The sequence below is a fragment of the Candidatus Wallbacteria bacterium genome (assembly GCA_028687545.1).
GTDB lineage: Bacteria > Muiribacteriota > JAQTZZ01 > JAQTZZ01 > JAQTZZ01 > JAQTZZ01.
The window spans coordinates 193,740-217,278 of the sequence record JAQTZZ010000001.1 but is presented as its reverse complement, the minus strand read 5'-3'; the positions used below and the strand labels follow the sequence as shown (position 1 = coordinate 217,278).

The window sequence follows — 23,539 nt, the reverse complement described above, 5'->3', positions numbered from 1 at the left end:
CCCATGAAAAAACTCTTCGCACCAGGCTGCGCTTTAATGCTCTACAAGCCTGCACTTGCGGAAAAAGTCCATCTCTCTCTGCAGAAGAAATTCGGTAAAATTGAAAAATTGCTCTCCTGCTGCAAACATGTTCCTCCTGTTCCACCCGGAACTGAACTCATCAATACCTGTCCAGGCTGCGACCGGAGATTCCGGGAGAATTACCCTGATACCGCCAATATCTCGCTCTGGGAAGTGTTCGCGGAAAATGAAATCATGCAGTTGCCCGATTATAAGGGCCGGAAAATGACCATACTCGACGCCTGCCCTGCCCGGGATCAGGCAAGGATTCATACGGCAGTCAGAAAACTGGCCGAAAAAATGAACATTTCACTGGTCGAGCCGAAGAAAACAAAATCAAACAGTACCTGCTGCGGCGACAGCTTCTTTGGAAGCATTCCCACAGATCAGGTCGTTATGCAGATGAAGAAAAAAGCCGCTGAAATGCCTGAATATGATGTGATCGTATATTGCGTATCCTGCGTGAAATCCATGTTCGTGGGCGACAGGCGGCCACGCTATCTGGTGGATTTACTGTTCAGTGAGGAAACTGTTCCCAGGACATTTGAGCCTGATCAGTGGCATCAAGAGCTTGACGAATATATTGAGACGCACAAATAATTCCTGTCCGGACCTGATCCGGTTTGACTTGCAGAAAATTCATTTTCAGACCCAAAATGAGTTTTAAAAGTGCCCCTTGTGAATTTCCCACTCCGGTTGTAAAATTAATTTAAATCATTTCAGCAGGAGGACTCATGGACCAGATAAAATTCACCAAAACCCACGAATGGATCAGCCTGAAAGGTGACACAGGCACAGTTGGACTGACTGATTTCGCGCAGCACGAACTCGGCGACATCGTCTATGTGGAACTTCCCCAGAAAGGTAAAAAAGTAAAGCAGGGCGAGACGCTCGGAATGATCGAGTCAGTCAAGGCTTCTTCTGATTTTTTTTCCCCTGCTTCAGGCGAAGTGATCGAAGTCAATTCAAGCCTGGCCGATGCCCCTGAGACTGTCAACCAGAGCCCGCAAAATGACGGCTGGCTGGTGAAACTGAAACTTTCCAACCAGAAGGAACTGGATTCCCTGCTCTCTGCCGGTGATTATGAGAAGACTGCGGCAGAGGGGGCTCATTAATGCCATATATCCCCCTGACAGCCGACGACAGAAAGGAAATGCTCAGGGAGATCGGAGTGAAATCAGTGGACGAGCTGTTCTCCGCGATCCCTGAGAAAATCAGATTAAAGAAATTCGACTTCCTGACTGGCCTGACCGAACAGGAAACCTTGAGCCTGGTGCAGGATCTAGCGATCAAAAATCGGAAAGCTGCAGAAGCACCCTGTTTCATGGGAGCAGGCGCTTACGACCATTATGTACCAAGCGCCATCGACGCGCTTACATCCAGGGGAGAATTCTATACCGCGTACACTCCATATCAACCCGAAGTTTCGCAGGGCACCCTGCAGGCGATCTTCGAGTTTCAGAGCCTGATCTGCTCGCTGACAGGCATGGAAGTGGCCAATGCCTCCATGTATGACGGCCCTACCGCACTGGCCGAGGCCGCGCTGCTCTGCACCCGCCAGACCGGGAAGAAAACCGTGCTTTATCCCGATTCACTGCACCCCTGTTACCTGGAAGTGCTCAAAACCTATCTTTCCTGCCTGGAGATCGTTCTCCATCCAGTTAAATCAGATAAATCCGGCAGAATCGACCTCAAAGACCTGGCAGGGAAACTTATCCCTGATACAGCCTGTCTGCTGCTGCAGAATCCTAATTTTTTCGGGATCGTGGAAAACGGCCCTGAAATTTCAGCAGTGGTAAAAGACAAGGCATTGCTGATTGTAAGTGCAGACCCCAATTCGCTCGGCTTGCTCACAGCGCCGGGCTCATATGGGGCAGCGGCCTGCGTTGGTGACTGCCAGCCGCTCGGGATTCCACTGAGCTTCGGCGGACCCTATGCAGGATTCTTCGCAGTGGATAAAACGCTGATGAGAAAAATGCCTGGCAGGCTTGTCGGCAAGGCCCTGGACAGGGACGGGAAGGAAGGCTTCGTGCTCACCCTGCAGGCCAGGGAGCAGCATATCAAGCGTGAAAAGGCCACTTCCAACATCTGCTCCAATCAAGCGCTCTGTGCCCTCCGGGCTACCATCTACCTCTCGCTCGCAGGTGCGGCAGGGCTCGCGGAATCGGCAGAAACAAGTTCAGGTAATGCCCATTACCTGGCCGGGAAGATCAGTAAGATCCCTGGCTTTTCACTGCGTTACAGCGGGGAATTCTACAAGGAATTCCTGATCGACTGCCCCAAGCCGGCAGCCGAGATTTTCGACGAGCTGTTTTCCTCTCACAATCTGCTCTGCGGAGTGCCTCTCTCCAGATTCAAACCTGAAGACAGGCTCGGCCTGTTGATCGCTGCCACGGAAAAGCGGACTGTCCGGGAAATGGACGCTTTGGTCCAGGCTCTGTCGGCCTTTGGAGAAAAAAAATGAAGGAAAAACTGATTCATGCATATCATCAGACCGGAAAACGGGCGCTGAGATTTCCGAAATCTGCAGGGAAAGCTGCAGAACTGTCCAAAGGGATGAAACGGAACGGCATCCCGATTCCTGAAGTTTCTGAAGTCGAAGCTGTGCGCCATTTCACGCGCCTGTCTTCCTTGAATTTCGGGGTGGACAGCGGCTTCTACCCGCTGGGTTCCTGTACCATGAAATACAATCCGAAACTCAACGAAAAGACATCCTCGCTTCCGGAGTTCGCCTGTCTGCATCCTCTGGTCCCTGCCCATGCATCTCAGGGAGTCCTGCAGATAATCTTCGAACTGCAGGAATATCTCAAGGAAATCACAGGCATGAAAGCCTGTTCCCTGCAGCCGGCAGCCGGGGCTTCAGGAGAACTGACCGGTCTCCTGATTATCAAGAAATACCATCAGGTGAATAAAAACCTGCATAAAAATGAAATCATCATTCCTGACTCAGCCCATGGCACTAATCCGGCCAGCGTAGCCATGGCCGGATTCAAGGTAGTAGAAGTGAAATCAGATGAAAGAGGATGGGTGGATCTGGCTGGGCTGCGGGCCGCAGTAAACGAAAACACTGCCGGACTGATGATCACGAATCCCAACACCCTTGGTCTTTTCGATGGAAACATCATGGAAATCGCCTCAATCATCCATCAACAGAACGGCCTGGTGCATTACGACGGAGCCAATCTCAATGCAGTGATGGGAAAATGCCGCCCCTATGACATGGGATTCGACATTGTGCACCTCAATCTGCACAAAACCTTCGGCGCTCCACACGGCGGAGGAGGACCAGGTTCCGGACCGGTCGGAGTGGCGGAAAAACTCAAAGACTTTCTCCCTGTGCCTGTAGCCGGAAAAAAAGACGGAAAGTACTTCCTGGATTTCAGCCTGCCCCACTCGATCGGTAAGATGATGGGATTCTGGGGTAACTTCCTGGTGATGGTAAAATCCTACACCTACATCCGCATGCTTGGAGCGGCCGGTCTCAAGGAAGCCTCTGAGACCGCAGTGCTCAATGCCAACTACCTGCTGAAAAAACTGGAAGCATATTACAAACGCGAATTTTCTCAGCACTGCATGCACGAATTCGTGCTGTCAGGAGCAAATCTTCCCAATGGCATCCACACTCTGGACATTGCCAAACGTCTTCTGGATTATGGCTGCCACGCCCCGACTATCTATTTCCCGCTGATCGTGAAAGAAGCCATCATGGTGGAACCCACTGAAACAGAGAGCCGGGAAAATCTGGATCTGTTCGCTGAAATCATGAAAAAAATCCGGACTGAAGCCGACAGCTCTCCCGACCTTCTCAAGAACGCCCCTGTGACCACTCCTGTAAGGCGGCTGGATGAAGTCACTGCAGCCAGAAAACCTGAGCTGCGGTATGGCTGCACATGATTTCAGGCTCAGTCAGATTAGAAGTTCCAACCCTCTGCGGAAACCTCGGGCCCGGATACGATACCTTTGGCCTGGCGCTTGCCCATTACAATTATGTGGAGATGAAAATCATCCCCATGGGTCTGAAGGTGGAAATCACAGGCCAGGGTGCCGAATTTCTCCCCAAGGACGCAGCCAGCGTCGTTTACAAAGCTGCGGATCTGGTGTTTGAAAAATGCGGGGAATCCCTGTCCGGACTCGAGATCAGGCTGGAAAACAACATTCCCATCGGCAAAGGGCTGGGCAGCTTTTCCGGGGCTGTGGCCGCCGGAATCTTCGGAGCCAATCAGCTGCTCAGGCAACCGTTTGAAGTGGAAAAACTGATCAGCATGGCCGCCCGGAAAGTAGGAAGCGCCAGTAATGTCGCAGCCGCCTTTCTGGGTAATTTTGCGATCGTGGAGCGCTATGCGGAAATCTACACCAGTTTTCCTCTCCCGGAGCAGATGAAACCTGTGGTCTTCGTACCTGAAGTTCCCACTTTCAATCCACAGGCAGTCAGGAAAAGCATTCCCAAGAAAGTGAGTCTGGAAAATGCCAATTTCAATATTTCACATGCCACCCTTCTCGCGCTGGGCATGATGTGCAAGCGGACTGAAGTGTTGAAACTGGCCTTCGCGGACCAGCTGGTAAACTCGCATCGCATGTCCTGCTTTCCCGGCATCAGAGAAGTATTCCTCTCCCTTTCCACCGCCCCTGACACTTATGGAGTCAGCTTCTGCAACGACGGACCGTCCTTCGTCTGTTTCTTTGACCGCGACCACTGCTACCAGGAACAGATCAAAAAGATCACCAGGCTTCTCAAGCAGCATCAGATCAAAGTGAGCGTGATCGATGTGCCTGTTTCCACGAGGGGCATCACGGCCATATGAGCGGGATCGTAATTTACAAGTTCGGAGGCAGTTCTCTCTCTGACCCTGACCGCGTGATGCGCGTGGCGGAGAAAATCAAAAAAATCAAGGACAGCGGCGAAAAGATCCTGGTAGTAGTATCTGCCCAAGGCAATACTACTGATGAACTGATCAAAACAGCCAGGTCTTACTACCCGGTTCCCGCGCCGCGCGAACTTGACGCCCTGCTCTCATGCGGAGAGAATATCTCGGCTGCGATTCTGTCCGCCGTTTTAGGCGGAATTTCCGTAAAATCTGTTTCCCTGAGCGCATTCCAGCTGGGCCTACTGACTGACAGCAACTTCGGCAACGCGCATATCAAGACGATTGAAAATACCGAATCCGTCAGGCAGCTTCTCAATGAAGGAGTGACACCGGTGATCACCGGATTTCAGGGCATAGACCGGAACAGAAACATCACCACCCTCGGCCGGGGAGGTTCGGATACTACGGCCGTTGCGATCGCGCATGCCCTGGATGCCCGGGAATGCGTCCTCTGCACCGACGTGCTCGGTGTCTATACCGCTGACCCGAGGATCGTTCCCAAAGCCAGGCTGCTTCGGGAGATCAGCTATGAAGAAATGTATGAACTTTCTGCCGCAGGCGCCAAAGTCATCAATTTCAGGGCTCTGGACCTTGCCAAAAACCATGGCATCAGAATCTACCGGCGTTCCACATTCGAGGAAGGGGAGGGTACCTTGATTTCAAAAGGCAGCGAAATGGAAGACAACAGGATAAAGGGAATAACTTACAGCAAGCAGGAAGCCAAAATCTCGGTGCTGGGACTTGATCAGAAAAGCAACTCCAGCCTCAAAATTCTCTCCGAAATCGAAAAATCCGGCATCAACATCGAATTCCTGATGGACAATATCACATACGATGGCCTGGAAAACCTGGTTTTTCTGGTCAAGCGTGACAAGATCGTTTCAGCTGTCAAAGTGCTTGAAACTCTTGCAGACCTTTATGAAAAGATCATCTGGGACGTGGAAGTGGGCACTGTTTCCATCGTCGGCTCCGGTCTCAGGGAGAAATCCGGTGTGATTTTCCGGATCATGAGTCTTCTTTCTGAGAGGAAAATACCGATTTATATGGTAAGTACCTCGGAAATCAAGGTCACAATTGTTGTTAATGCCGCGGATGTCGAAAAGGTCGTGCTCCTGCTGCACGAAGGTTTCGGACTCGAAAACTTCTGACAGTTTTCGATTTCTGCTGATTCTGCTCACAGTCGCCATTATCTCGAACTTGTCTGCCGCATCGGACGCGCTTACCAATAAAAAAATCGTGATCATCGGCGATTACCTGGAATACGGCACAAGAACCAATGATGTGATCGTCAAGGGCTCGGCTCAGGCCTTCAACGCCGACATGAACATCAATGCCCAGACGATCCAGGCCAACATCAAAGAGAACAAATTGTTCGCCTATGGGGACGTTGTTTTCTGGCAGGGTGAGGAAAAAAATACCGGGGAATTCATTTTCTATGACCTGAAAACCGGTGAAGGTTATCTGAAGCAGGCTATGGTTTTCCGGGGAGACCAGATCATCAGCGCTGAAACCCTGAATTTTTCTCCCAGCTACATGGAAGCCAAAAATCTTACTCTCACCACCTGCGACCTCACCGACCCTGATTATAAAATCACTGCCAGTCAGATTTCCATCAAATACGGTGATCACATGGAAATCAATGACATGAATGTCTATTTCAAAGGCAAGCTGATCAAGAGCCAGAAGCGTCAGTATACGGACCTCAAGGACAAACCCAAGCTTTTCAAGCAGAAATTCGGCTATTCCAGGTATAACGGCACCTATGGAAAAATCTATTTCCCTTATACGGTCAACGAAAACCGCAACGGCAACGCCAACCTTAGTTATTATCAACGCAGAGGACCCAGTTTCTCTGTGTCGGAAAACCTGACACTCAATCCGGACAACAGCCTGAATTATAGTTACGGCTTCGACAACGACGACAAGAGCCATCAGAAAGACAAACATCTGAATCTAAATTACCAGACCAGGCAGGGTTCTGATTCCGGAAATCTCCAGCTCGCCTTTTCTTCCCTGAAATACTGGAACGACTATGCGAACCAGGAGCTCACGATCAACAGCGACATGCACGGGACACTGCCTGTCATGAAGCAGAATCTCGGCCTCAATCTCCGATACAACGACCGCAAGGACCTGGACGGAGAAAAATACAAGGGTGATGATTATTATTCGATGCTGAAGAAGAAACCGGAAGCGGATCTGACTCTGCCAGGCCAGAAGTTCAAACTGTTTTCCACCAGCATGAATCAGGACCTGCTGCTGGCTTCTTATCATCAGACAGGCATGAACCCTTTCGAAGGGAACAAATACGCTCTCCGGAACTCGCTCAGCTTTGACCCGCTGAAAGGGGGAAAGAAATTCCCATTCACTCTGAGAGTCAATGAAGACTGGCTGCTGAACTACTACTCCACCGAGGATCTGATGCAGGTAGGAGATTTACGCCTGCAGCTCGATCAGGACCTGAATGGATTCAGAAGCTCCTTCCGCTATGACAAAAAGACAGTGAACGGATCAGAATCGCCTTTCAGATTCGACAATGAAACCGGGAGAGAGTCGCTGTTCTTCGGCTTTGATTTCAATCAGGACCGTTACAGTCTCAAGCTTTTTTCCACTTCCTACGATTTCGACACCAAGAAATTCGGAGGAGCTTATTCGGATTTCAGGCTGAACGGTCCCACAAACTGCAATAACTCATGGAGCATTTATCTGAAAACCGACTATGATCTCGGTAATTCACGCCTGGATCAGATTCCAAACCTCGATCTGCACATGACCGACATTTATTCCCAGTTCTCTTTGAAACCAAAAGACGATTTTCTGCGTTTCGGGCTGACACTTTCCACAAGTTACGACTCGCAGACAAACAAGATGAAGGATCTGAACGGGAACGTTGATTTCAAGGTGAAACCGCTGACTCCTAAAGCGCATCTCTCAGTCGGCACAAGATACGACTATACTACTGCGACATTCACTTCGCTGAACTATGACCTGAATTATGACCTGCACTGCTTCGACTCCAAAGTTACCTATAACACCAAGGACAAAGACGTCTGGTTCGAAGTGTTCATGAAAGGCGAGCAGGACAAGTCGACGAAACTCATGTATGACTATGATAAAAAAAAGATCAAGCCGATCATGAGGCAGTATGATTTCTGAACCGGATGATCAGGTTTTCCGCAGTCATAGGCTTTGTCATCACTGGACCTTCCTGTTATAATATCGCTCACTACTATTTCCTACAGAGGATTTGATGTCAAAAATCATCCTTCTCCTGTGCGTTTTCATATTTTTACTCCTGACTCTGTTTCATGGCTGCATGGGCGGCGGACTGTCCGAGGAACCCGGACCTCCGATCGGCTTCCTGCTAGGTGCAATCCCGGGGCCTGCACTTTCCGGGGGCAGCTTCGCTCCGGAACATGCGAGCAGCTATTCCCAGTCCACAGTAATCCTCTTCAATCCATCCTGTTCTTTCGCTACCACTACCGATAGTCAGGGAGGTTTCTGCCTGACTGACCTGCCTGGAGGAAAATACATGGGCATGGTGCTTCCGGCCAGTAATAAGAATCTTTATTTCCCGCTGGAATTCACCACCGGCCAGAGAGTGGCATTGACTCTGCTCACCTATCCTGAATCCTCACCTGATAAGCAGATCAATCTTACACTGGTGAAAGGGGTCGCAGCAGGCAGCCTGCAGAAAATTCAGCTCGACCTGCCGAATCCGGCTTCTTTCGCAGAAATGTTTGACGAGCAATTCAACTTTGTCGGCACCTATGATCTGTCCAAAGCGGCAGCCACTGTCATCCAGTCGGACGCTGGAACTCAAACCGCCCTTCTGAATACCCTTCTGAACAATTCTCCCACACCTTCGTATTTCGACAGCATCAGGCAGACCGCGGACCTGATGCTGAATGAATACCACCCCCAATATTACAATCCGCCCTATCTAGCCATAGTCTCCTGTCTCAATGGGAGCAGCCAGGAAACCCGTGATTTCGACCAGAACAGCACCCTTCGCCTGAATGTAACTGCCAGAGCGTCTGCCAAAAACGCCAAAATTGCCACCCTTAAAATGGTCCTGATCGATAAAGCCACCGGATTCTCCAGAGACAGTTCCTCAGGTGCAGTTCAAGTATTTTCTCACACTTTTGATACAGCTGAAGTCACAGATTGCTTTGATGTTCCCAACCTGCAGGCAGGGAACCTGAAAGTCCTGGTTACAGCCATCGACGACACCACGGACAGCCTCGTCCCTATCCGGAATTGCAGTTCCTGCTCATTCGATATCCTGGTCAGACCTGCTTCCAATACTTCAGTCGCACTCTATGCAACAATCTCTCCTGGGAACAGCACCTGCTCCCAGACACTCCCTAATGTCGAACTTGCCTCAGATCCTGCTGCTCCTGTAATCAACAGCATTTCAAACACAACCGGAAGTGCTGTGAGCATCGGCAACATCGTGAGAGTGAACGCGAGTTTTGCCGGACAATCCTTCAGCATGGATTTTAATGCTCCTCTTGACATTTACAATGATGGGGATTTCACCCTGGCACTTGTCGCCAAGTATTATCTGGCAGGAGTGCTCAAAACCAAGTCAGTCACGAAAACCTTCCGCTATTCCGATGTCAGTCTGCTTGGCAATTTCTACACTCTTACCAACAGCGAAGGCAGTTCGAATTACTTCGAAAAAAACGACAGCCTGACTCTCACAGTAAACAATCTCCAGCAGTCAGTGTCAGACAGCCTGGACAGGAATTTCAAAGTGCTGCTGACTGCCGGGAATTCGCTCGAACCGATTACCCTGATTTCAGAAGACAAGGTTCATAACTGGAACGATAAAATTGTATATCCACTGCTATACAATAACGCCACCCCCATCACCCAGGAAACCACCTATAAACTGACTCTTAAAGTCGGATGCAGGAGCGGTCTGGTCAAATACTACCAGAACGTGTTTACCGCTACCCCGCGTCCGCCGCAGATCCAAAGCGTGATGGCTGTCTCCCCGGTCAGCGTGCGCATTGTTTTCGACGAGCGAGTCAATGCTCAGGACGCCTCCAATCCAGCCAACTATCTCATCACCGGTCCGTCCGGAACAAGTCTTGCCATATCTTCGGCTAATCTTCAGGATACTCAGGAAGCGAAAACCGTAATTCTTACCACTGCGGTTCAGCAGACAATCAGCTACATCATGACAATCCGGAACATCCGCGACCTGCTGGGTAACGCAATGCCCCTCTATTCCCACAGCTACGACGGCTCCGCAGGCCTGGCCTTGTTGAACGCAGCCGCTGCTTCCAACAATACGGTCAGAATTGTCTATTCCATGACTCCGGTCAATTCGAGTCCGCTGGACCAGTATGACGCTTTGAATCCTGCCAACTATTCCATCAGCGGCCTGAGCGTGACCAGTGTGTCCCGCGATGATTCCGATGCGACGTGCAAGACATTTCTACTTTCAACCCAGTCTCAGAGCAGTGTTACTTACAACCTTCAGATAAACAATGTCCATGATCTTTCAACTCAAAGCACGATCTCTCCATCAGCGGGATGTTTTTCTTTCCTGGGAGATGCTTTGCCGATAGTAGCCAATGTGGCAGTCACAACCAATCAAAGCGGACCTGTCACAACCAATGAAGTGACTTACCTCATGCAGGCCACCTATACATTCACCATCACATTCAGCGAAGACATGTCGAGCACCCCTCTGGCGGTTACACTTGGGAGCCATGCCGTAGACCAGCAGGTGAATTACTCCGGAAAAATCTGGTCCGGGCTGATCATCATCGATGGCAGCGGCAATGACAACACTTTTGAAATCCTGTCGATTTCAGGGGGACAGGATCTCACTTCCAATCAGATGGCAGCAAATACCTCTTACAGGTATTTCGTAGACACAATCCCTCCTGCTGATACGATTGTCACGACTCCTTCGATCACTTCCTCACGTATCAATTCCAGTTCAATCACCTTTCAAGGCATCAGAGATGCAGGCTGCGAGATCTACCGCGAAGGCATCCAGACCCCGGTCTGCGCGGCTGGCCTAAATACCAGCTGGACTTATGGCCCGGTCAGCCTGCAGCCGGATGATAATACCTTCCAGTTCAAATCAAGGGATCTGGCCGGAAACTTCAGCAGAAACTTCAAAACTCTTCATGTAATTTATGATAATCTGGCCCCGACATTTACAGACACTATCGAAGCCCGGCCTTTTGGGACATCTTCTTTCACTCTGTCCTTCAGGAATCCGATCCCTGAATTAAACAGGCATGATATGACCAAAATTGAAATCTATCTCAAAACCAGTGCCACAGCTCCGGTCCCGGGTGTCGACGTTCCCAAAAAAACCTTTAATAACCCTGCCGAAGGTATGTATCAGCCATGCCTCATCACTAATGAAGTGGCAGGGAGCACCTGCTGCATATTCCTGTTCGCATACGATAATCTCGGAAATTACAGCCACACTTCCTTAGAGGTCGCAATTCCGGACACCAGTCCCGCAGCAGGCAATGAAGGAATTCAGGGAACTGCCCGCATCAGCGGGCAACCGGCAGGATTCGATACTAAAATTGCCGTGTACAACGCATCAGGGACCATACTAGGCATCTCCTCGGTTGGAGCTAACGGCATCTATAGCTGCAACCTGAACGGTGGAGTACCGGGTGAAGCAATGCTGTTTTACATCAACGGCATCCGGATATCTTCTCCAGTCCCAGCCCCGGTTTATCCCGAACTTGGCCAGACGTCATTCAGAGACATCGAGATCACTCCTCCCGGAGAGGTAAGGGACCTGGAATATTTCACAGGGAATTAGAGACCACTAGTAGACTGTAAACAATGTTTCCCTACATACAAACTTACAAACCTACTAACTTACCAACTTCTTGCATCGAACATGCCATTACATGAAACATCGTTTACAAGGTACTAGTCACCCAATGTCAGGTCCGCCTCGGCCTCAGTAAGCCTGATCCAATAGGCGCGCCCGGGTTCCAACGTGGTGAGGCTGGCAAACTGGGAATATTGTACGTCATATACCTTGTAGCCTTCATAAGGACCATACCAGCAGAGAACTTTATCATACTTGCCGCTGATGCCGGAGAGAGCTGTCTCAAGAGGGACGCTCTGTTCCCCAGGATATCCGATCATGTTCCAGCCCCGCTCCAGGTGATTCACCACAGTCGCCACTGCTCCTCCGGACAGATCCAGTGTGCAGTTCGAGACTGTAAGCCTGATCCAGTAACCGTGCCCTGGTTCGAGCGTGGTAAGGCTGGCGTATTGCGGAAACTGGGCGTCATATACAGTGTATCCGCTGTAGGGGCCGGTCCAGCAGAGCACCTTGTCGAACTTGCCTGAAATTGGAGAAAGAGCATTGACCAGGGAGTTGTTTTCAAGCTGAAAATTGATGGAAAGCATGTTCCAGCCCCGCTCCAGCATATAGGTCAGGGTTCTGCTGGTGCTGCCTGTAATATCGTAGGTGGTATCGGTTCCGGAATGCCAGACAGGATTCGCAGCTCCTTTGACCAGGCTTCCGTTAAGATATAAGCTCAAGCCTTCCCCTTCGGCAGGTCCTTCGTCCAGGGGAGTGGCGATGTCATCGCCATATACATTTATGCTGTAACTGCCGTCAGCTGTCAGAGTGGTTTCACCGCAGGTGATGTTGTCTCTGTCTTTAGCGAAGAGGGTGTCGCCGATGCAGCCTCCGGGAAGCTGTCCGGAGAAATGGCAGTGAGAGGTCGACTTCGAGGGTATCGCGGTATAGGGTGCGGCCTTCCTGCTTACGAGCGTGGATTTGTTGCCTGCATAATCGTACGAGTAAATCATGTAATAATACATTGTTCCGGCAGTCAGACCGGTATCAGGGTATGAAACTCCCCAGCCGGAGTAGACGACATCACCGTCATCGTAGCCGCTGGGCGGAGTCACGGTTTTACGGAGTATTTTGATGCCCTCAAAGTCCCGGACCGGATTGACCCAGGAGAGGCTGACTCGGTCGACTCCGCTTGCGGCAACAAAATTCGTGGGTACTTCGGGAGGGACATTGTCTACCGGTACTACAGCCACCGACACTCCGGCAGAGTAATTCCCATAAAGATCATAGGTAAACAGCCTGTAATAATAGGTACGGCCATTGGAGAGCCCTCCGTTGGTGAAGTTGTCCACTGGCCCGCTGAAGAGCTCTTCTCCGTCATCCATTCCGGCTGGAGCTGAGTCCGGCTTGCGGATGATCTTCACGCCTGAAAAATCCGCATCACCTGGATTCTGCCAGGAAAGATATGCCTTGCAGTCGGTTGGTCTGGCTGCGAGGCCTGATACATCAGCAGGGGGAGTCGTGTCGTGCATCACATATTTAATCCGGCGGCTTAGTGACCAGCCGGAATAGCTTCTGCCGTCATAAGCCCTTCCCTTCCAGTAATACTGCACGCCGTCCTGTAAGCCTGAGATGCTCCAGGAAGTGGTGCTTCCTGACTCCTGAGTCAGAAGACCCGATTCCATTTTGTGTGCAGTGAACGCTTCATCAGAGCTTAGCCAGAATTCATACAAAACGGCATCCCCGTCGACATCCACCACATTTGACAGTTTTAGGGTTGCATTTGCCACAGTGAATATCGCATTGTCTTGGGGACTGTCAAGTTCCGGAGCAGGCGGAGGGGTGTTGCCGATCAGCACAGTAGTTTCGGCTGGGATCGAATTGTGCCTGGTGGTAGTGACGAAAATCGTGCCCTGACTGACTGCGTTGAAATTGAAATAAGCCTGGCCTGAGTCATCAGTAGTGCCGACCAGATAGATTTCCCCGCTTTTAGACAGGCAGACAGTAGCTCCAGAAACAGCGGCCCCGCTTTTCACAGTCACTGTCAGATTCTGCTGCCCTATTCCGCAGCCGCCGGCATGGGTCACCTCGAATGTGACAGGTTCAGCAGTGAATACAGGCAGCTCAGGGTCTCCGAGCAGATTGAAATCATGCAGGTTTTTTCTGTCGTAGCCTCCGATATCGTCGTCCTTGACAGCTTTACGGGATACGTCGAACTGTGCGGTATAATAATTTTTGGATATATAGAGAGCTTCTCCAGGCCTGTAACTCTGCTGCTGAAATAACTGCCGCACAAAATAATAATTCTGGCTCTGGCTGACACCGTCTTCAGGTTTGACCCAGCCTGGAGCATAATACGAGGTGCGGGAGGCTCCGATGAAACCTACTCCCAGCTTTTTTATCACCATCTCCCCCAGGCAGTCCTCAGCGCTCCAGTCAAAGGCGCCCGTCAGGCAGGAATCGGAATAGACCAGGGGCTTTTTAGCTCCATTCATTGGAATGTTGGATGTCCGGAAAAATACCTGATCATTGGATTCATTTTCATCTTCCAGGGAATTATGATTATTATCATTGGTCCAGATTTTGTACACCACACTGTCAGCCCAGCCGTGGGAAGCCCAGTTGAGATAGATTTCACCCCTGCCGATCTCGTCCAGAAAATTAGGACCTGTTAAACTGACTTCATGGCTGAATTTAGTGGGATCAAGGCCTGTGTCTTGATAAACCCTCGTATAGTCAAGACCAGAAAGCAGCCCGTCGCTCAAAAACTTTTCCATCTGCGTGGCATCGTCAGTGCGTGCCCAGTCCGCATTTTGATGGTTTGAAAACGCCCCGGCCAGCACCGCCCTTTTAAGCCAGGTGCCGGAAGGAGGCGATTTCTCATAATTCAGGATATTGTTCACCATGGTCTGCATGTCTGAAAGACCACTGGCAGGAAGGCGTCCCACATAGACTTCTGCCAGCCAGCCATTGGAATTGATCCCGTTGTCGTCCCAGATTCCAAGAAGCTTGGCGTAATAATAATCTGAAGGGACCTGATTGTCGTGGAAGCCGAGCATCCCCAACACCTGGCTGTCGTCATCCCAGTGGGGGTCAGCGAAATTCCTGGCAGGGACCAGGTTGATGTCGCCTGCCAGCAGTACCCATCTGATGCCGTTACCATTGTTGTAATAATCGATCAGGCAGTTGCGCAGTTTTTCCTGGTCATCGGCTCCGGTATATGCTGATCTGACTTCGCCCATGGTGACTATCCTGGCTTTAAGGCCTTTCCTGGTCTTCCATTCGCAGAGCGGTTCGAGTGCCTGAACCAGGCTTGCGTCAGTCACAATCAGATATTGATAACCGCTGATCCCTTCTGCTTTGAACTGGGGCTGCAGCTCCCCGTAATTCTGGATCAGTTCTGAAGCCAGTTTTTCGTCCCTCTGGGAAAATTCAGTCAGGGATTGACTTGAGATTTCAGGCAGCCGATAGGATAAACGCACCAGATAGGAAGGAGTAAATTCAAGGTCTCCACCTGGGCTTAAATATCTCAGAGGCATGATGGAAAGAGCAGCCAGCTTATGCCAGCCGATGTTCCTGATCCCATCAAATCTCCATGCTTCTTCCGGATAAACAGCAGGCAACCTGACCGGCAGCAAAGCAGCCGGAAATTCCCCGAATCTGATCGGACGCTCGGCAACCCTGATTCCCTGCGCATTCATGAAACCGTAACTTCCAAGCGGTTCGGCCGACACTTCGATCGATTCTGCTGCCTCAGGTACTTCATAATAAAAAACACGATAAGGAAGCTGTGGATAGCCGGGCCTGAGCAGACTGCCAAACCCACTGATTTCAAAGCGCCCGCCTTCACCTGAAACTTCAGGTTGAGAAATATCCAGCCTGTATTCCCTGACTATCGTTGATCCGCTGTCAGGTACCGCAGGAACAACAGCCGGACCTGTGGCTGTAATGCCTGTCTGCACAGCTGGAGGCGGTGTTGAGGGAATCTGCAGAAATCCGTAACCATAAAGCTCGTCGCGGCCTGGAGCTCCCAGGTCCAGGCAGAATTTTTCCAGGTTTTCCGGAAAAGGAAATGAAACAAACCCCCTCTGCATGAGGGACGAGAGCAGTCCGCTGAAAACAGCTGCCGCATAAGAAGTTCCCCTGCATTCGATTTTGGTTTCACCGCTTGAACTGAAAATGCCTTCTCCTGGAGCGCAGAAATCCACATAATCTCCGTAATTGGAAAACTGGGACAGATAGAGGCTGCGGCTGAGAGAAGAAACAGCCAGCGCTCCCCGGCAGGCAGCCGGAAAGAAATCTGCCTTCAAACCGTCATTGCCGGCTGCCCCTACTACGGCACAGCCCCGCTTGGTAGCATATTCCACTGCCCTCTCCAGCAGGACGCTGTCATGGTAACCGCCCATTGAAAGGTTGATAATGCGGGATCCGGAATCAGCGGCATACACGATTGCGTTAATCGTCGAGGAAAGCATTCCCCGGCCTTCGCTGTTCAGCACTTTGAGCGGCAGGATCCGGGCTCCGCCGAAAGATTCGATCAGAGTCGAGATCGCAGTCCCATGACCGTTGTCGTCTGCTGCACCAGAGTGCATTCTGGTAAAATCATAGCTTCCAGGTGCTGTCCCTGCGCCATAACCCGTGTCGAGAACCGCGGCCAGCACTGCTTCACCTGTGCCGGGACTAAAACCTGCCAGTTCATCCACCCATTCGTGCGAACTGGCTTCACCCGCCAGCGCTACAGGCCAGTCTGTCTCAAAACAGATTCCGGCTGAATTCAGGAGAATTTCCATTTTCTCCGGCTGCAGGGAGCAGCAGACCAGATAAGAATCGAGGGCTGCATTATAATGAATAACCGTCAGCTGATTGTCCTTTAAAAATCCCGGTGTGTTTTCAGAACCTGAGATCCAGAAATTGCGGGATGACTGGCCGGCAGCTGTGGCAAGATCGGTATTTCTGGAATCAGTCTGCAGAAAAAGGGGGGAATTCCAGCTGATCCAGACTGTCAAACCGGCCAGAATGCAGAATGCAGCTAATATTTTCAGATTTCTGTTCACAATTTCTCCCCTATTCCAATTATAGCTTACTTACCTAGTGAATACAATTATGGAAGGCACTAAAGGATCTGGAAATCGCCCGGATTTTCATGTATGATGATTACATATCAAGCAGAGGCGACATGAATCAAGGCTTTGTTCTGGACGGTCTGGCACTCAAAGCTCTTTCCGGTCATTTCAACCGGAGTCTTGCAGGGAGCAGGCTGCAGAAAATCAAACAATGCAGCCAGGCTCTGTTCCTGTTCAAATTTTACCCCCAGCCCGATGCATTGATCATTTCTCTGTACCCAGGATGGAATCTGATTACACTTGGAAATTTCAGCCTGGAATCTCCTCAGAACCCATATGCATTCCAGATGCTGCTGCGGAAACATCTCACAAACTCTGTTTTTCAGGCCGCCAGTCAACCCGGCCTTGAGCGGATCATGGTGCTGGAATTTTCAGGGGAAGGCATAGAAACTTATCGCCTGACAGCCCGCCTGTTCGGAACTGCAGAAGCCAATCTGACTCTAAGTAAAGGTAATCTGATACTTGGAGACCTGAAAAACGAAGAAACACCCGGCGCAGAGTTAAACATCGTCTCTCAGAATAAAATCGATCCATTTACAGCAGGCACCCCTCTTTTATCAGATACCAAAGAAATCGTCAGAAAATTTCAGGGTTTCTCAAAAAAAAGGGCCGAGGAATTCTCAGCTTCAGGACTTGATCTGCAGGCTTTTCTTGCCAATGCGGTTTCAGATCCGGCTGCTGTCAATCAGCGGATTTTCGCTGAATTCGCATCACTGGCAGACAGCTTTTTGATCGATCAGATCAGGCAGCCGGCACTGAAAAAGCTGTCTGCAAAAATCACAGGCCTGGAAAAAAATATCCAGAATCTGGAAAAAGCCGGCTCAGCCTGCCTGACCCATGGGGAATGGGAAAAAAAGGGCAATCTCCTGCTGACTTCACAAAGTAAAAACGTCAAGCTCAGAGAAGTCACTGTGATAGACTGGGAAAACGGCTCAGAGATATTGATTCCTCTAAATCCGAGATTCACGGTCATCGACAATGCAGGTATTTTTTTTCACAAATCAAAAAAACTCAAACAGGATCTCATCAGATTGTCGGCTCTTTTAGCAGCCTGCGGAGAAACCCGCACAGAGCTCTTGAAACTGCGGGAATCTCTGCTGAATTCACGGGATCTCGGGGAACTGACTGAACTGGCGGCCAGTACTGAAATACTGCTGCACAGGGAAAAAAAACAGAAACCGGAACCTGTGGAAAAAAATTCCAATCCCCATTATTTTTCCCTGCAGTCTCCGGGCGGGCATGAAGTGCTGATCGCCAGGAATTCCGGAGGCAGCGAAGTGCTTACTTTCCAGGTGGCACGGCCTTTCGACATTTTCCTGCACGCCCAGGATTCGCCAGGAGCGCACACCATTCTGAGGCTCAAGTATAGGGACGAGGAGATCAGCGAGGAGGAACTCTATTATGCAGCCTGCGAAGCAGCCAAGCACTCCAGGTTGAAAAACGCAGGCAGGGCGGCTGTATCAATCGCAAAAGTCTCGGACGTGCGCAGAGCACCAGGGCCTTATAAGGGGACAGTTCTGCTTCGGAAGATGAAGAGCATACTGGTTAAATTCTGAAAATCAATCCTTTTCTGCGCCGGATTCCAGCAGCTCGATGATTCCGATTTCCGTAAAAACAAAGGCTAGTCTCCTGTTCCCGAAAAGCGCTGAATGCTGCGTCTGCTTCATGACAGTTCCACCGTTTTTCTGAAGTTTCTCGAGGTCCTGCTCAAAATTTCCGGTCTGATAGCAGGCATGATATAAATAGACTCCATCTTTCCAGAATCTCTCGACTTGTTTTCCACTGATCAATTCCATGGTCGCACCACCTTCGGTAGTCAGCAGACACAGTTCCAGACCGTCAGCGTCGCGGACAATCACACAATTTACGGCAGCGCCGAACAGGGATTCGACAAGAGCTCTGCCTTCAGCAATGCTTTTCACTGCGATGCCGAAATGGTGGAATTTCATCTTTATAGACTAACCTATTTCACAATTTCGAGCAATTCGGTTATGCTTTTTCTGAAAATGGTTGAAATGAAAAATCAGATTCCCGCATTTTACCGGAAATTCAGGTTTTTTTTGGCGGTTTTCCTGAGCGTCATCGGCTGCGACCTGCTTTTTTCCGCGGCATATGAAAAACAATTCGGTTATCCCTTTGCAGAGCGGGTCAAGAGAAAAGAGCTGGAAAAATCTTTCAGGATCCAATCCCCTGTTTATCATCATGACCTGAAAAAAAACGCAGACGTCTGGCCTGTGGCTTGGGCAGGCAGGCAGTATCACCTCCGCACTGACTCGCTCGGCTTCAAGGATTCCGAATGCCGGGATGTTCCACTGAAAAAAGGAAACAGGGTCCTCTTCATCGGTGATTCGTTCACAGAAGGCATCGGAGTGGATTATGATAAAACTTTTTGCGGGCTGCTCGGGGAGCACTTGAAAAGCCGTGAAATCGAAGTGCTGAACGCAGCTGTAGTCTCATATTCACCGATCATTTACTGGAGGAAAATCAAATATCTGATTGAAGAAACCGGCCTGGCCTTTGACGAAGTGGTGGTTTTTCTGGACCTGTCGGATGTCTGGGATGAGGCGTGCTCCTATGAACTTGACGGCAGGCTCAATGTGACAGACAAAAAAAAGGCGTTCCGCCTTCTCTACTTTCTGAACGAAAGAAGCGCGCTTTTTTCTATCTGCTCTGCTGCCGGAGAAAAGATCGCTCAAGGATGCCTGCGCAGGATTTCAGCCCAGGCGGAATTGAAATACCGCTATGCTTTAGGCATGGAGCGCTGCCTCTGGACCATTGATCCGGAAAAGTACAGGGAGTATGGAAAAAACGGCCTGCAGAGCATGAGCGATTACATGGATAAATTGCGCGCAATTCTCGCGGAAAAGGGGATCAGACTTACAGTAGTCGTCTATCCCTGGCCCGACCAGATCTTCCATCAAGACCTGAATTCGATCCAGGTTGTTTTCTGGAAGAACTGGTGCTCTGAGCGGAGCGTGAATTTTCTGGACCTGTTCCCTCTGTTTGTCAAAGAAAACGGGACGATAGAAGAGAGTGAATCCACTTTTAAGCGGTACTTCATACCAATGGATATCCATTGGAATGAGGAAGGACACAGGCTCGTAGCAGACAGGCTGTTTGATTACTTCAGCAAAAGAGCCGGACAGGATTAGGGATGAACAAAAAAACAGCTGCACTGGCTGTACTGTTACTCGCAGCACTTTTCACGGCCGGCAGGCTGTACTGGTCCAGCCAGGCAAAAAAAAATATAATCGCCAAAATCCTGGTGGTTGTCTCCAATGTCTCTGAAATCCCGGGGCGCGGTGTCGAAACAGGGCTCTGGGCTTCCGAGCTGCTGGAACCGCTGCGCATGTATAGGCACGCAGGCCTGGGATTCGAAATCGCCTCTCCCACAGGCGGATCATTTACCTGCGACCAGAAAAGCTATGACACTTCCTTCGTGTCTGAAGTCACCAGTCATTATCTAACCCCTGTCATCGAGAAATACAGAAAAAGCATGGAAGTGAGCCTGCCGCTTTCCAGCCTGAATCCCGACGATTATGACGCACTTTACATAGCTGGAGGCTGCGGATCGCTCTGGGACCTTGCCAATGATAAAACCCTGCCTGGAATCATTTCTGATTTTCACGGAAAAGGCAAGCCTGTGGCCGCGATCAGCCAGGCCGCCGTCTGCCTGTGCAATGTTCTGGACGCCAAAGGCCTGCTTCTATTCAGGGGGTACAGAGTGACCGGTTTTTCAGACCGCGAGGCTTCCCTGATCGACATGGCGGATTTTCCTCTGTCAGTAGAAAAAAAACTCAAATCCTGCGGATTTTCCTATCAGGCAGCCTCGCCCTGGGACCCGAATGTCGTGTCTGACCGCAAGTTGATCACAGGGCAGAATCCGGCTTCAGTCACCCAGCTTATGCGCATTCTGATTCAGGAACTGATTCCGCCGGATGAAAATGGGGTCCTTTACGATGACTGCCTCCCGGATTTCTGATAGTATTATCAGATGACACACCCGGAACTTCTCTCAAGAGTCACAGCCATTTTCCGCGATGTGCTGGATGACGAACGGATCATTCTGACCGACGGAACGACCGCGAAAGATATTGAAGGCTGGGATTCGCTGAGCCATTTTCAGCTGATCAACGCTCTGGAGCGCGAATTCGGGATCAGATTCACAACCGAGGAAATCTACTCGTTCCAGAATATCGGACAGATCTGCGGCCTGATCAAAGGAAAGCTGCGCTGATGGCCTTCAACTCGTTCCAGTTTCTGCTCTTTTTTCCGGCTGCAGTGATCCTGAATTATCTGCTTCCTGCCCGCCACAGATGGAAACTGCTCCTTTCAGCCAGCTATTTCTTCTACATGTGCTGGAATCCGATCTATGCCCTGCTGCTTCTCGCATCAACTATCAGCGTTTACAATGCAGCACTGGCCATCGAGCCGCCCAGTCCGGAGATCCGCAGAAAGGCGGCCCTTTTCTCTTGTCTGACCGTAAATCTTGGTATCCTCAGCTTGTTCAAATACGACATTTTCTCAGATCTCGACTCATGGCTATGGTGGACTCTGGATGGCATACCGGTGCCTGAACACGCTCTGAGCCTGATAATGCCTGTCGGCCTCTCTTTTTACACCTTCCAGGCTCTCGGATACCTGCTGGACGTTTACAGGGGAAAAATCAGGGCAGAGCGGCATTTCGGCATTTTCGCCCTCTTTGTCTCTTTCTTCCCACAGCTGCTTTCAGGCCCGATCGGGAGAGCCCAGGCTCTGATTCCACAGCTTGTTTCGTCCCCGGATTTTTCCTGTAAAAATGCCTGCCACGGGATCCTTCTCATGTCCTGGGGGCTTTTTAAAAAAGTGGTGGTGGCAGACAGGATCTCTCTTTTTGTGTCTTATTACTTCGATACCCCGGAAACATTTTCAGGTCCTGTCTTCATCCTGGCTGCGATTTTATATGCCTTCCAGCTTTACTGCGACCTGTCCGGCTATACGGATATGGCCCGTGGTGCCGCCAGAGTGCTGGGCATCAGCCTGGCAGTGAATTTCAGGCTCCCCTATTTCTCGGCTTCAATCTCCGAATTCTGGCGGCGCTGGCATGTCACGCTCTCCTCCTGGTTTTTCGATTATCTCTATACCCCTCTCGCTGTCAGGTTGCGTGGTTTAGGAACTCCAGGGATTTCCCTTGCCCTGCTGATCACATTCGCACTCTGCGGGATCTGGCATGGAGGAGGCTGGAATTTCCTGATTTTCGGCCTGCTGCAGGGACTGGCCCTTTCGTTTGAAATGCTGTTCCGGAAGAAAGGAAGGAAGATATCCAAACTGATCGGCGCAAGGATTTATTCCCTCCTGTCGAAAACCCTGACCTTCTGTTACTGGACTTTTTCCCTGATCTTTTTCAGGACCGGCAGCCCGGGTGATGCCTTCCATATCATCAGGACCATGTTTCTGCTGCCTGACGATGCCAGGAGAGTCCTGCTCGGCTTCAACCGCTATAATTTCGGGAACTGGGATTTTTTTCTTGTCCTTGCCATGATTTGTTTCGTGCTGGTCTTGGAACGCAGGCAGGCAGAGAAGGAACTCGGTGAATTTTACGGCACCTGGAAAGCATGGTGCAGGTGGACGTTCTGCTACTTCCTGCTTTTTGCAATCGTAAGCTATGGGGTGATGGATGAACAGCTGTTTATCTACTTCCAGTTCTGAAAAACTGCTTTTTGCAAGAAAGTGTGCCCTCTTTTGCCTTGGAACCGCAGTTTTGTTCATGCTATTGGAAATCCTGGCCAGAAGTATCTACACTGCGGATGCAACTTATGGCAAGAAAGCCGCTGGTTTTAGGGCCTCCATGGCAACGATCGAAACGCTGTTCCTGGGTTCTTCACACATGGAACGCGCCATCAACCCGGAATTTCTCGCTAAGCCCGCCTTCAACCTCTCGTTCAAGTCCCAGGATCATTATTATGACCTGAAAATTCTGGAATCAACACTGGGCAGGATGAAGAAACTGTCGGCAGTGATCATAGGCGTGGACTGGTTTTCACTTGGATTCGACGAAGCAAAAAAAGTCAGGTCCTATACGCTCAATTATTACAGGGAATGGGGTATTCTGCCTGAAAAACAGGGTTACAAGACTTTCTTTTACTATTCGCAGTTTTTAACTCACAGAAAATCTTTACTGCCAGATCTCTTGAAAAAAAATTCCGGTTTCAGTATCGAATCCGGTCGGGTCGATGATGCCCGTGCCATTGACCCACGTAATTACACGGTCACTCCAGACGGCTTCCTCTATCTGAATCTGCATCATCCTCCAAAGGTGCTGGACAATGATGCACTCAAGAAAGTGGAGACTCACATGTCGGTCAATTACGATTCTGCTGTAATCCTTGACAATCTCGCCAATCTCGAAGCTGCCGCAGCGCTGTGCAGAAAATCAGGAGTGAAGCTTCTACTGGTCACACCACCATACAGCAGTTATTATCGTAAATATTTCCCTGAAGATGTGAAAGCCAAATTTTATAGAAGCCTCGGGTATTGTCAATCTATAAAACATCTGGACTATTCAAATTCAGAAGCCTTTTCAGACGACGATTTTTCCGACGCAGATCACCTGAATGCTGCTGGCGCAAAAAAATTCACGGAGATGATCGCGAACGATCTATAAAAAGTAGAGACGCGCCATTGTAAAGGCGCACAGAGCGCAC

16 protein-coding genes are annotated in these 23,539 nt (G+C 50.2%); 14 read left to right on the top strand and 2 right to left on the bottom strand.

Annotation, left to right across the window (positions count from 1 at the left end):
* Positions 1-3: 3 nt before the first annotated feature.
* From PHW04_00980 to PHW04_00945, 8 genes are all read left to right on the top strand, one after another.
* Complete coding sequence (locus PHW04_00980) at positions 4-660, top strand: heterodisulfide reductase-related iron-sulfur binding cluster (GenBank protein ID MDD2714446.1); 657 nt, start codon at positions 4-6, stop codon at positions 658-660.
* 134 nt (positions 661-794) lie between these two features.
* Complete coding sequence (gene gcvH / locus PHW04_00975; protein ID MDD2714445.1) at positions 795-1,175, top strand: glycine cleavage system protein GcvH; 381 nt, start codon at positions 795-797, stop codon at positions 1,173-1,175.
* Complete coding sequence (gcvPA, locus tag PHW04_00970) at positions 1,175-2,524, top strand: aminomethyl-transferring glycine dehydrogenase subunit GcvPA (protein MDD2714444.1); 1,350 nt, start codon at positions 1,175-1,177, stop codon at positions 2,522-2,524. The genes gcvH and gcvPA overlap by 1 nt, the downstream gene beginning before the upstream one ends.
* The gene (gene gcvPB, locus PHW04_00965) at positions 2,521-3,954 is read left to right on the top strand and encodes an aminomethyl-transferring glycine dehydrogenase subunit GcvPB (GenBank protein MDD2714443.1); all 1,434 of its coding nucleotides are present in this window, start codon (positions 2,521-2,523) and stop codon (positions 3,952-3,954) included. The genes gcvPA and gcvPB overlap by 4 nt, the downstream gene beginning before the upstream one ends.
* Entirely contained in the window at positions 3,951-4,862 is a 912-nt protein-coding gene (locus PHW04_00960) for a hypothetical protein (GenBank protein ID MDD2714442.1), read from the top strand. Before gcvPB ends, PHW04_00960 begins: the two co-directional genes overlap by 4 nt.
* Positions 4,859-6,073 (top strand): aspartate kinase, encoded by a 1,215-nt coding sequence (locus tag PHW04_00955; protein MDD2714441.1) that lies wholly within the window; start codon positions 4,859-4,861, stop codon positions 6,071-6,073. The genes PHW04_00960 and PHW04_00955 overlap by 4 nt, the downstream gene beginning before the upstream one ends.
* Entirely contained in the window at positions 6,018-8,081 is a 2,064-nt protein-coding gene (locus PHW04_00950; protein MDD2714440.1) for a hypothetical protein, read from the top strand. The genes PHW04_00955 and PHW04_00950 overlap by 56 nt, the downstream gene beginning before the upstream one ends.
* A gap of 94 nt (positions 8,082-8,175) precedes the next feature.
* A complete protein-coding gene (locus PHW04_00945; GenBank protein ID MDD2714439.1) occupies positions 8,176-11,736 on the top strand; it encodes a hypothetical protein in 3,561 nt (1,186 codons plus the stop codon).
* 113 nt (positions 11,737-11,849) lie between these two features.
* Here the strand turns inward: PHW04_00945 and PHW04_00940 are convergent, their stop codons facing one another.
* On the bottom strand, positions 11,850-16,787 hold the full coding sequence (locus tag PHW04_00940; GenBank protein ID MDD2714438.1) for a C25 family cysteine peptidase: 4,938 nt from the start codon (positions 16,785-16,787) through the stop codon (positions 11,850-11,852).
* A gap of 122 nt (positions 16,788-16,909) precedes the next feature.
* Here PHW04_00940 and PHW04_00935 point away from each other — a divergent pair, with 122 nt between their 5' ends.
* Positions 16,910-18,412 (top strand): NFACT family protein, encoded by a 1,503-nt coding sequence (locus PHW04_00935; GenBank protein MDD2714437.1) that lies wholly within the window; start codon positions 16,910-16,912, stop codon positions 18,410-18,412.
* A 3-nt stretch (positions 18,413-18,415) separates the two neighbouring features.
* On the opposite strand, the gene PHW04_00930 is transcribed toward PHW04_00935, so the two are convergent.
* Positions 18,416-18,805: a VOC family protein gene (locus PHW04_00930; GenBank protein MDD2714436.1), complete on the bottom strand. Its 390-nt coding sequence runs from the start codon at positions 18,803-18,805 to the stop codon at positions 18,416-18,418.
* A gap of 66 nt (positions 18,806-18,871) precedes the next feature.
* On the opposite strand from PHW04_00930, the gene PHW04_00925 reads away from it, so the two are divergent.
* From PHW04_00925 to PHW04_00905, 5 genes are read left to right on the top strand one after another with little or no spacing between them, the layout of a single operon-like run.
* The gene (locus PHW04_00925) at positions 18,872-20,008 is read left to right on the top strand and encodes an SGNH/GDSL hydrolase family protein (GenBank protein ID MDD2714435.1); all 1,137 of its coding nucleotides are present in this window, start codon (positions 18,872-18,874) and stop codon (positions 20,006-20,008) included.
* A 2-nt stretch (positions 20,009-20,010) separates the two neighbouring features.
* Positions 20,011-20,838: a type 1 glutamine amidotransferase domain-containing protein gene (locus tag PHW04_00920; protein MDD2714434.1), complete on the top strand. Its 828-nt coding sequence runs from the start codon at positions 20,011-20,013 to the stop codon at positions 20,836-20,838.
* Positions 20,839-20,850: 12 nt separating this feature from the next.
* Positions 20,851-21,093 (top strand): acyl carrier protein, encoded by a 243-nt coding sequence (locus PHW04_00915; protein MDD2714433.1) that lies wholly within the window; start codon positions 20,851-20,853, stop codon positions 21,091-21,093.
* Positions 21,093-22,544 carry an MBOAT family protein gene (locus PHW04_00910; protein ID MDD2714432.1) on the top strand — a complete coding sequence of 484 codons (1,452 nt, stop codon included), beginning with the start codon at positions 21,093-21,095 and terminating at the stop codon, positions 22,542-22,544. Before PHW04_00915 ends, PHW04_00910 begins: the two co-directional genes overlap by 1 nt.
* Positions 22,545-22,602: 58 nt before the next feature.
* Complete coding sequence (locus tag PHW04_00905; GenBank protein MDD2714431.1) at positions 22,603-23,499, top strand: hypothetical protein; 897 nt, start codon at positions 22,603-22,605, stop codon at positions 23,497-23,499.
* Positions 23,500-23,539 lie beyond the last annotated feature (40 nt).

Coding starts and splice junctions, on each gene's coding strand:
- PHW04_00980 (MDD2714446.1), top strand. CDS start 4: ATGAAAAAACTCTTCGCACCAGGCTGCGCTTTAATGCTCTACAAGCCT.
- gcvH (MDD2714445.1), top strand. CDS start 795: ATGGACCAGATAAAATTCACCAAAACCCACGAATGGATCAGCCTGAAA.
- gcvPA (MDD2714444.1), top strand. CDS start 1,175: ATGCCATATATCCCCCTGACAGCCGACGACAGAAAGGAAATGCTCAGG.
- gcvPB (MDD2714443.1), top strand. CDS start 2,521: ATGAAGGAAAAACTGATTCATGCATATCATCAGACCGGAAAACGGGCG.
- PHW04_00960 (MDD2714442.1), top strand. CDS start 3,951: ATGATTTCAGGCTCAGTCAGATTAGAAGTTCCAACCCTCTGCGGAAAC.
- PHW04_00955 (MDD2714441.1), top strand. CDS start 4,859: ATGAGCGGGATCGTAATTTACAAGTTCGGAGGCAGTTCTCTCTCTGAC.
- PHW04_00950 (MDD2714440.1), top strand. CDS start 6,018: ATGTCGAAAAGGTCGTGCTCCTGCTGCACGAAGGTTTCGGACTCGAAA.
- PHW04_00945 (MDD2714439.1), top strand. CDS start 8,176: ATGTCAAAAATCATCCTTCTCCTGTGCGTTTTCATATTTTTACTCCTG.
- PHW04_00935 (MDD2714437.1), top strand. CDS start 16,910: ATGAATCAAGGCTTTGTTCTGGACGGTCTGGCACTCAAAGCTCTTTCC.
- PHW04_00930 (MDD2714436.1), bottom strand. CDS start 18,805: ATGAAATTCCACCATTTCGGCATCGCAGTGAAAAGCATTGCTGAAGGC.
- PHW04_00925 (MDD2714435.1), top strand. CDS start 18,872: ATGAAAAATCAGATTCCCGCATTTTACCGGAAATTCAGGTTTTTTTTG.
- PHW04_00920 (MDD2714434.1), top strand. CDS start 20,011: ATGAACAAAAAAACAGCTGCACTGGCTGTACTGTTACTCGCAGCACTT.
- PHW04_00915 (MDD2714433.1), top strand. CDS start 20,851: ATGACACACCCGGAACTTCTCTCAAGAGTCACAGCCATTTTCCGCGAT.
- PHW04_00910 (MDD2714432.1), top strand. CDS start 21,093: ATGGCCTTCAACTCGTTCCAGTTTCTGCTCTTTTTTCCGGCTGCAGTG.
- PHW04_00905 (MDD2714431.1), top strand. CDS start 22,603: ATGCTATTGGAAATCCTGGCCAGAAGTATCTACACTGCGGATGCAACT.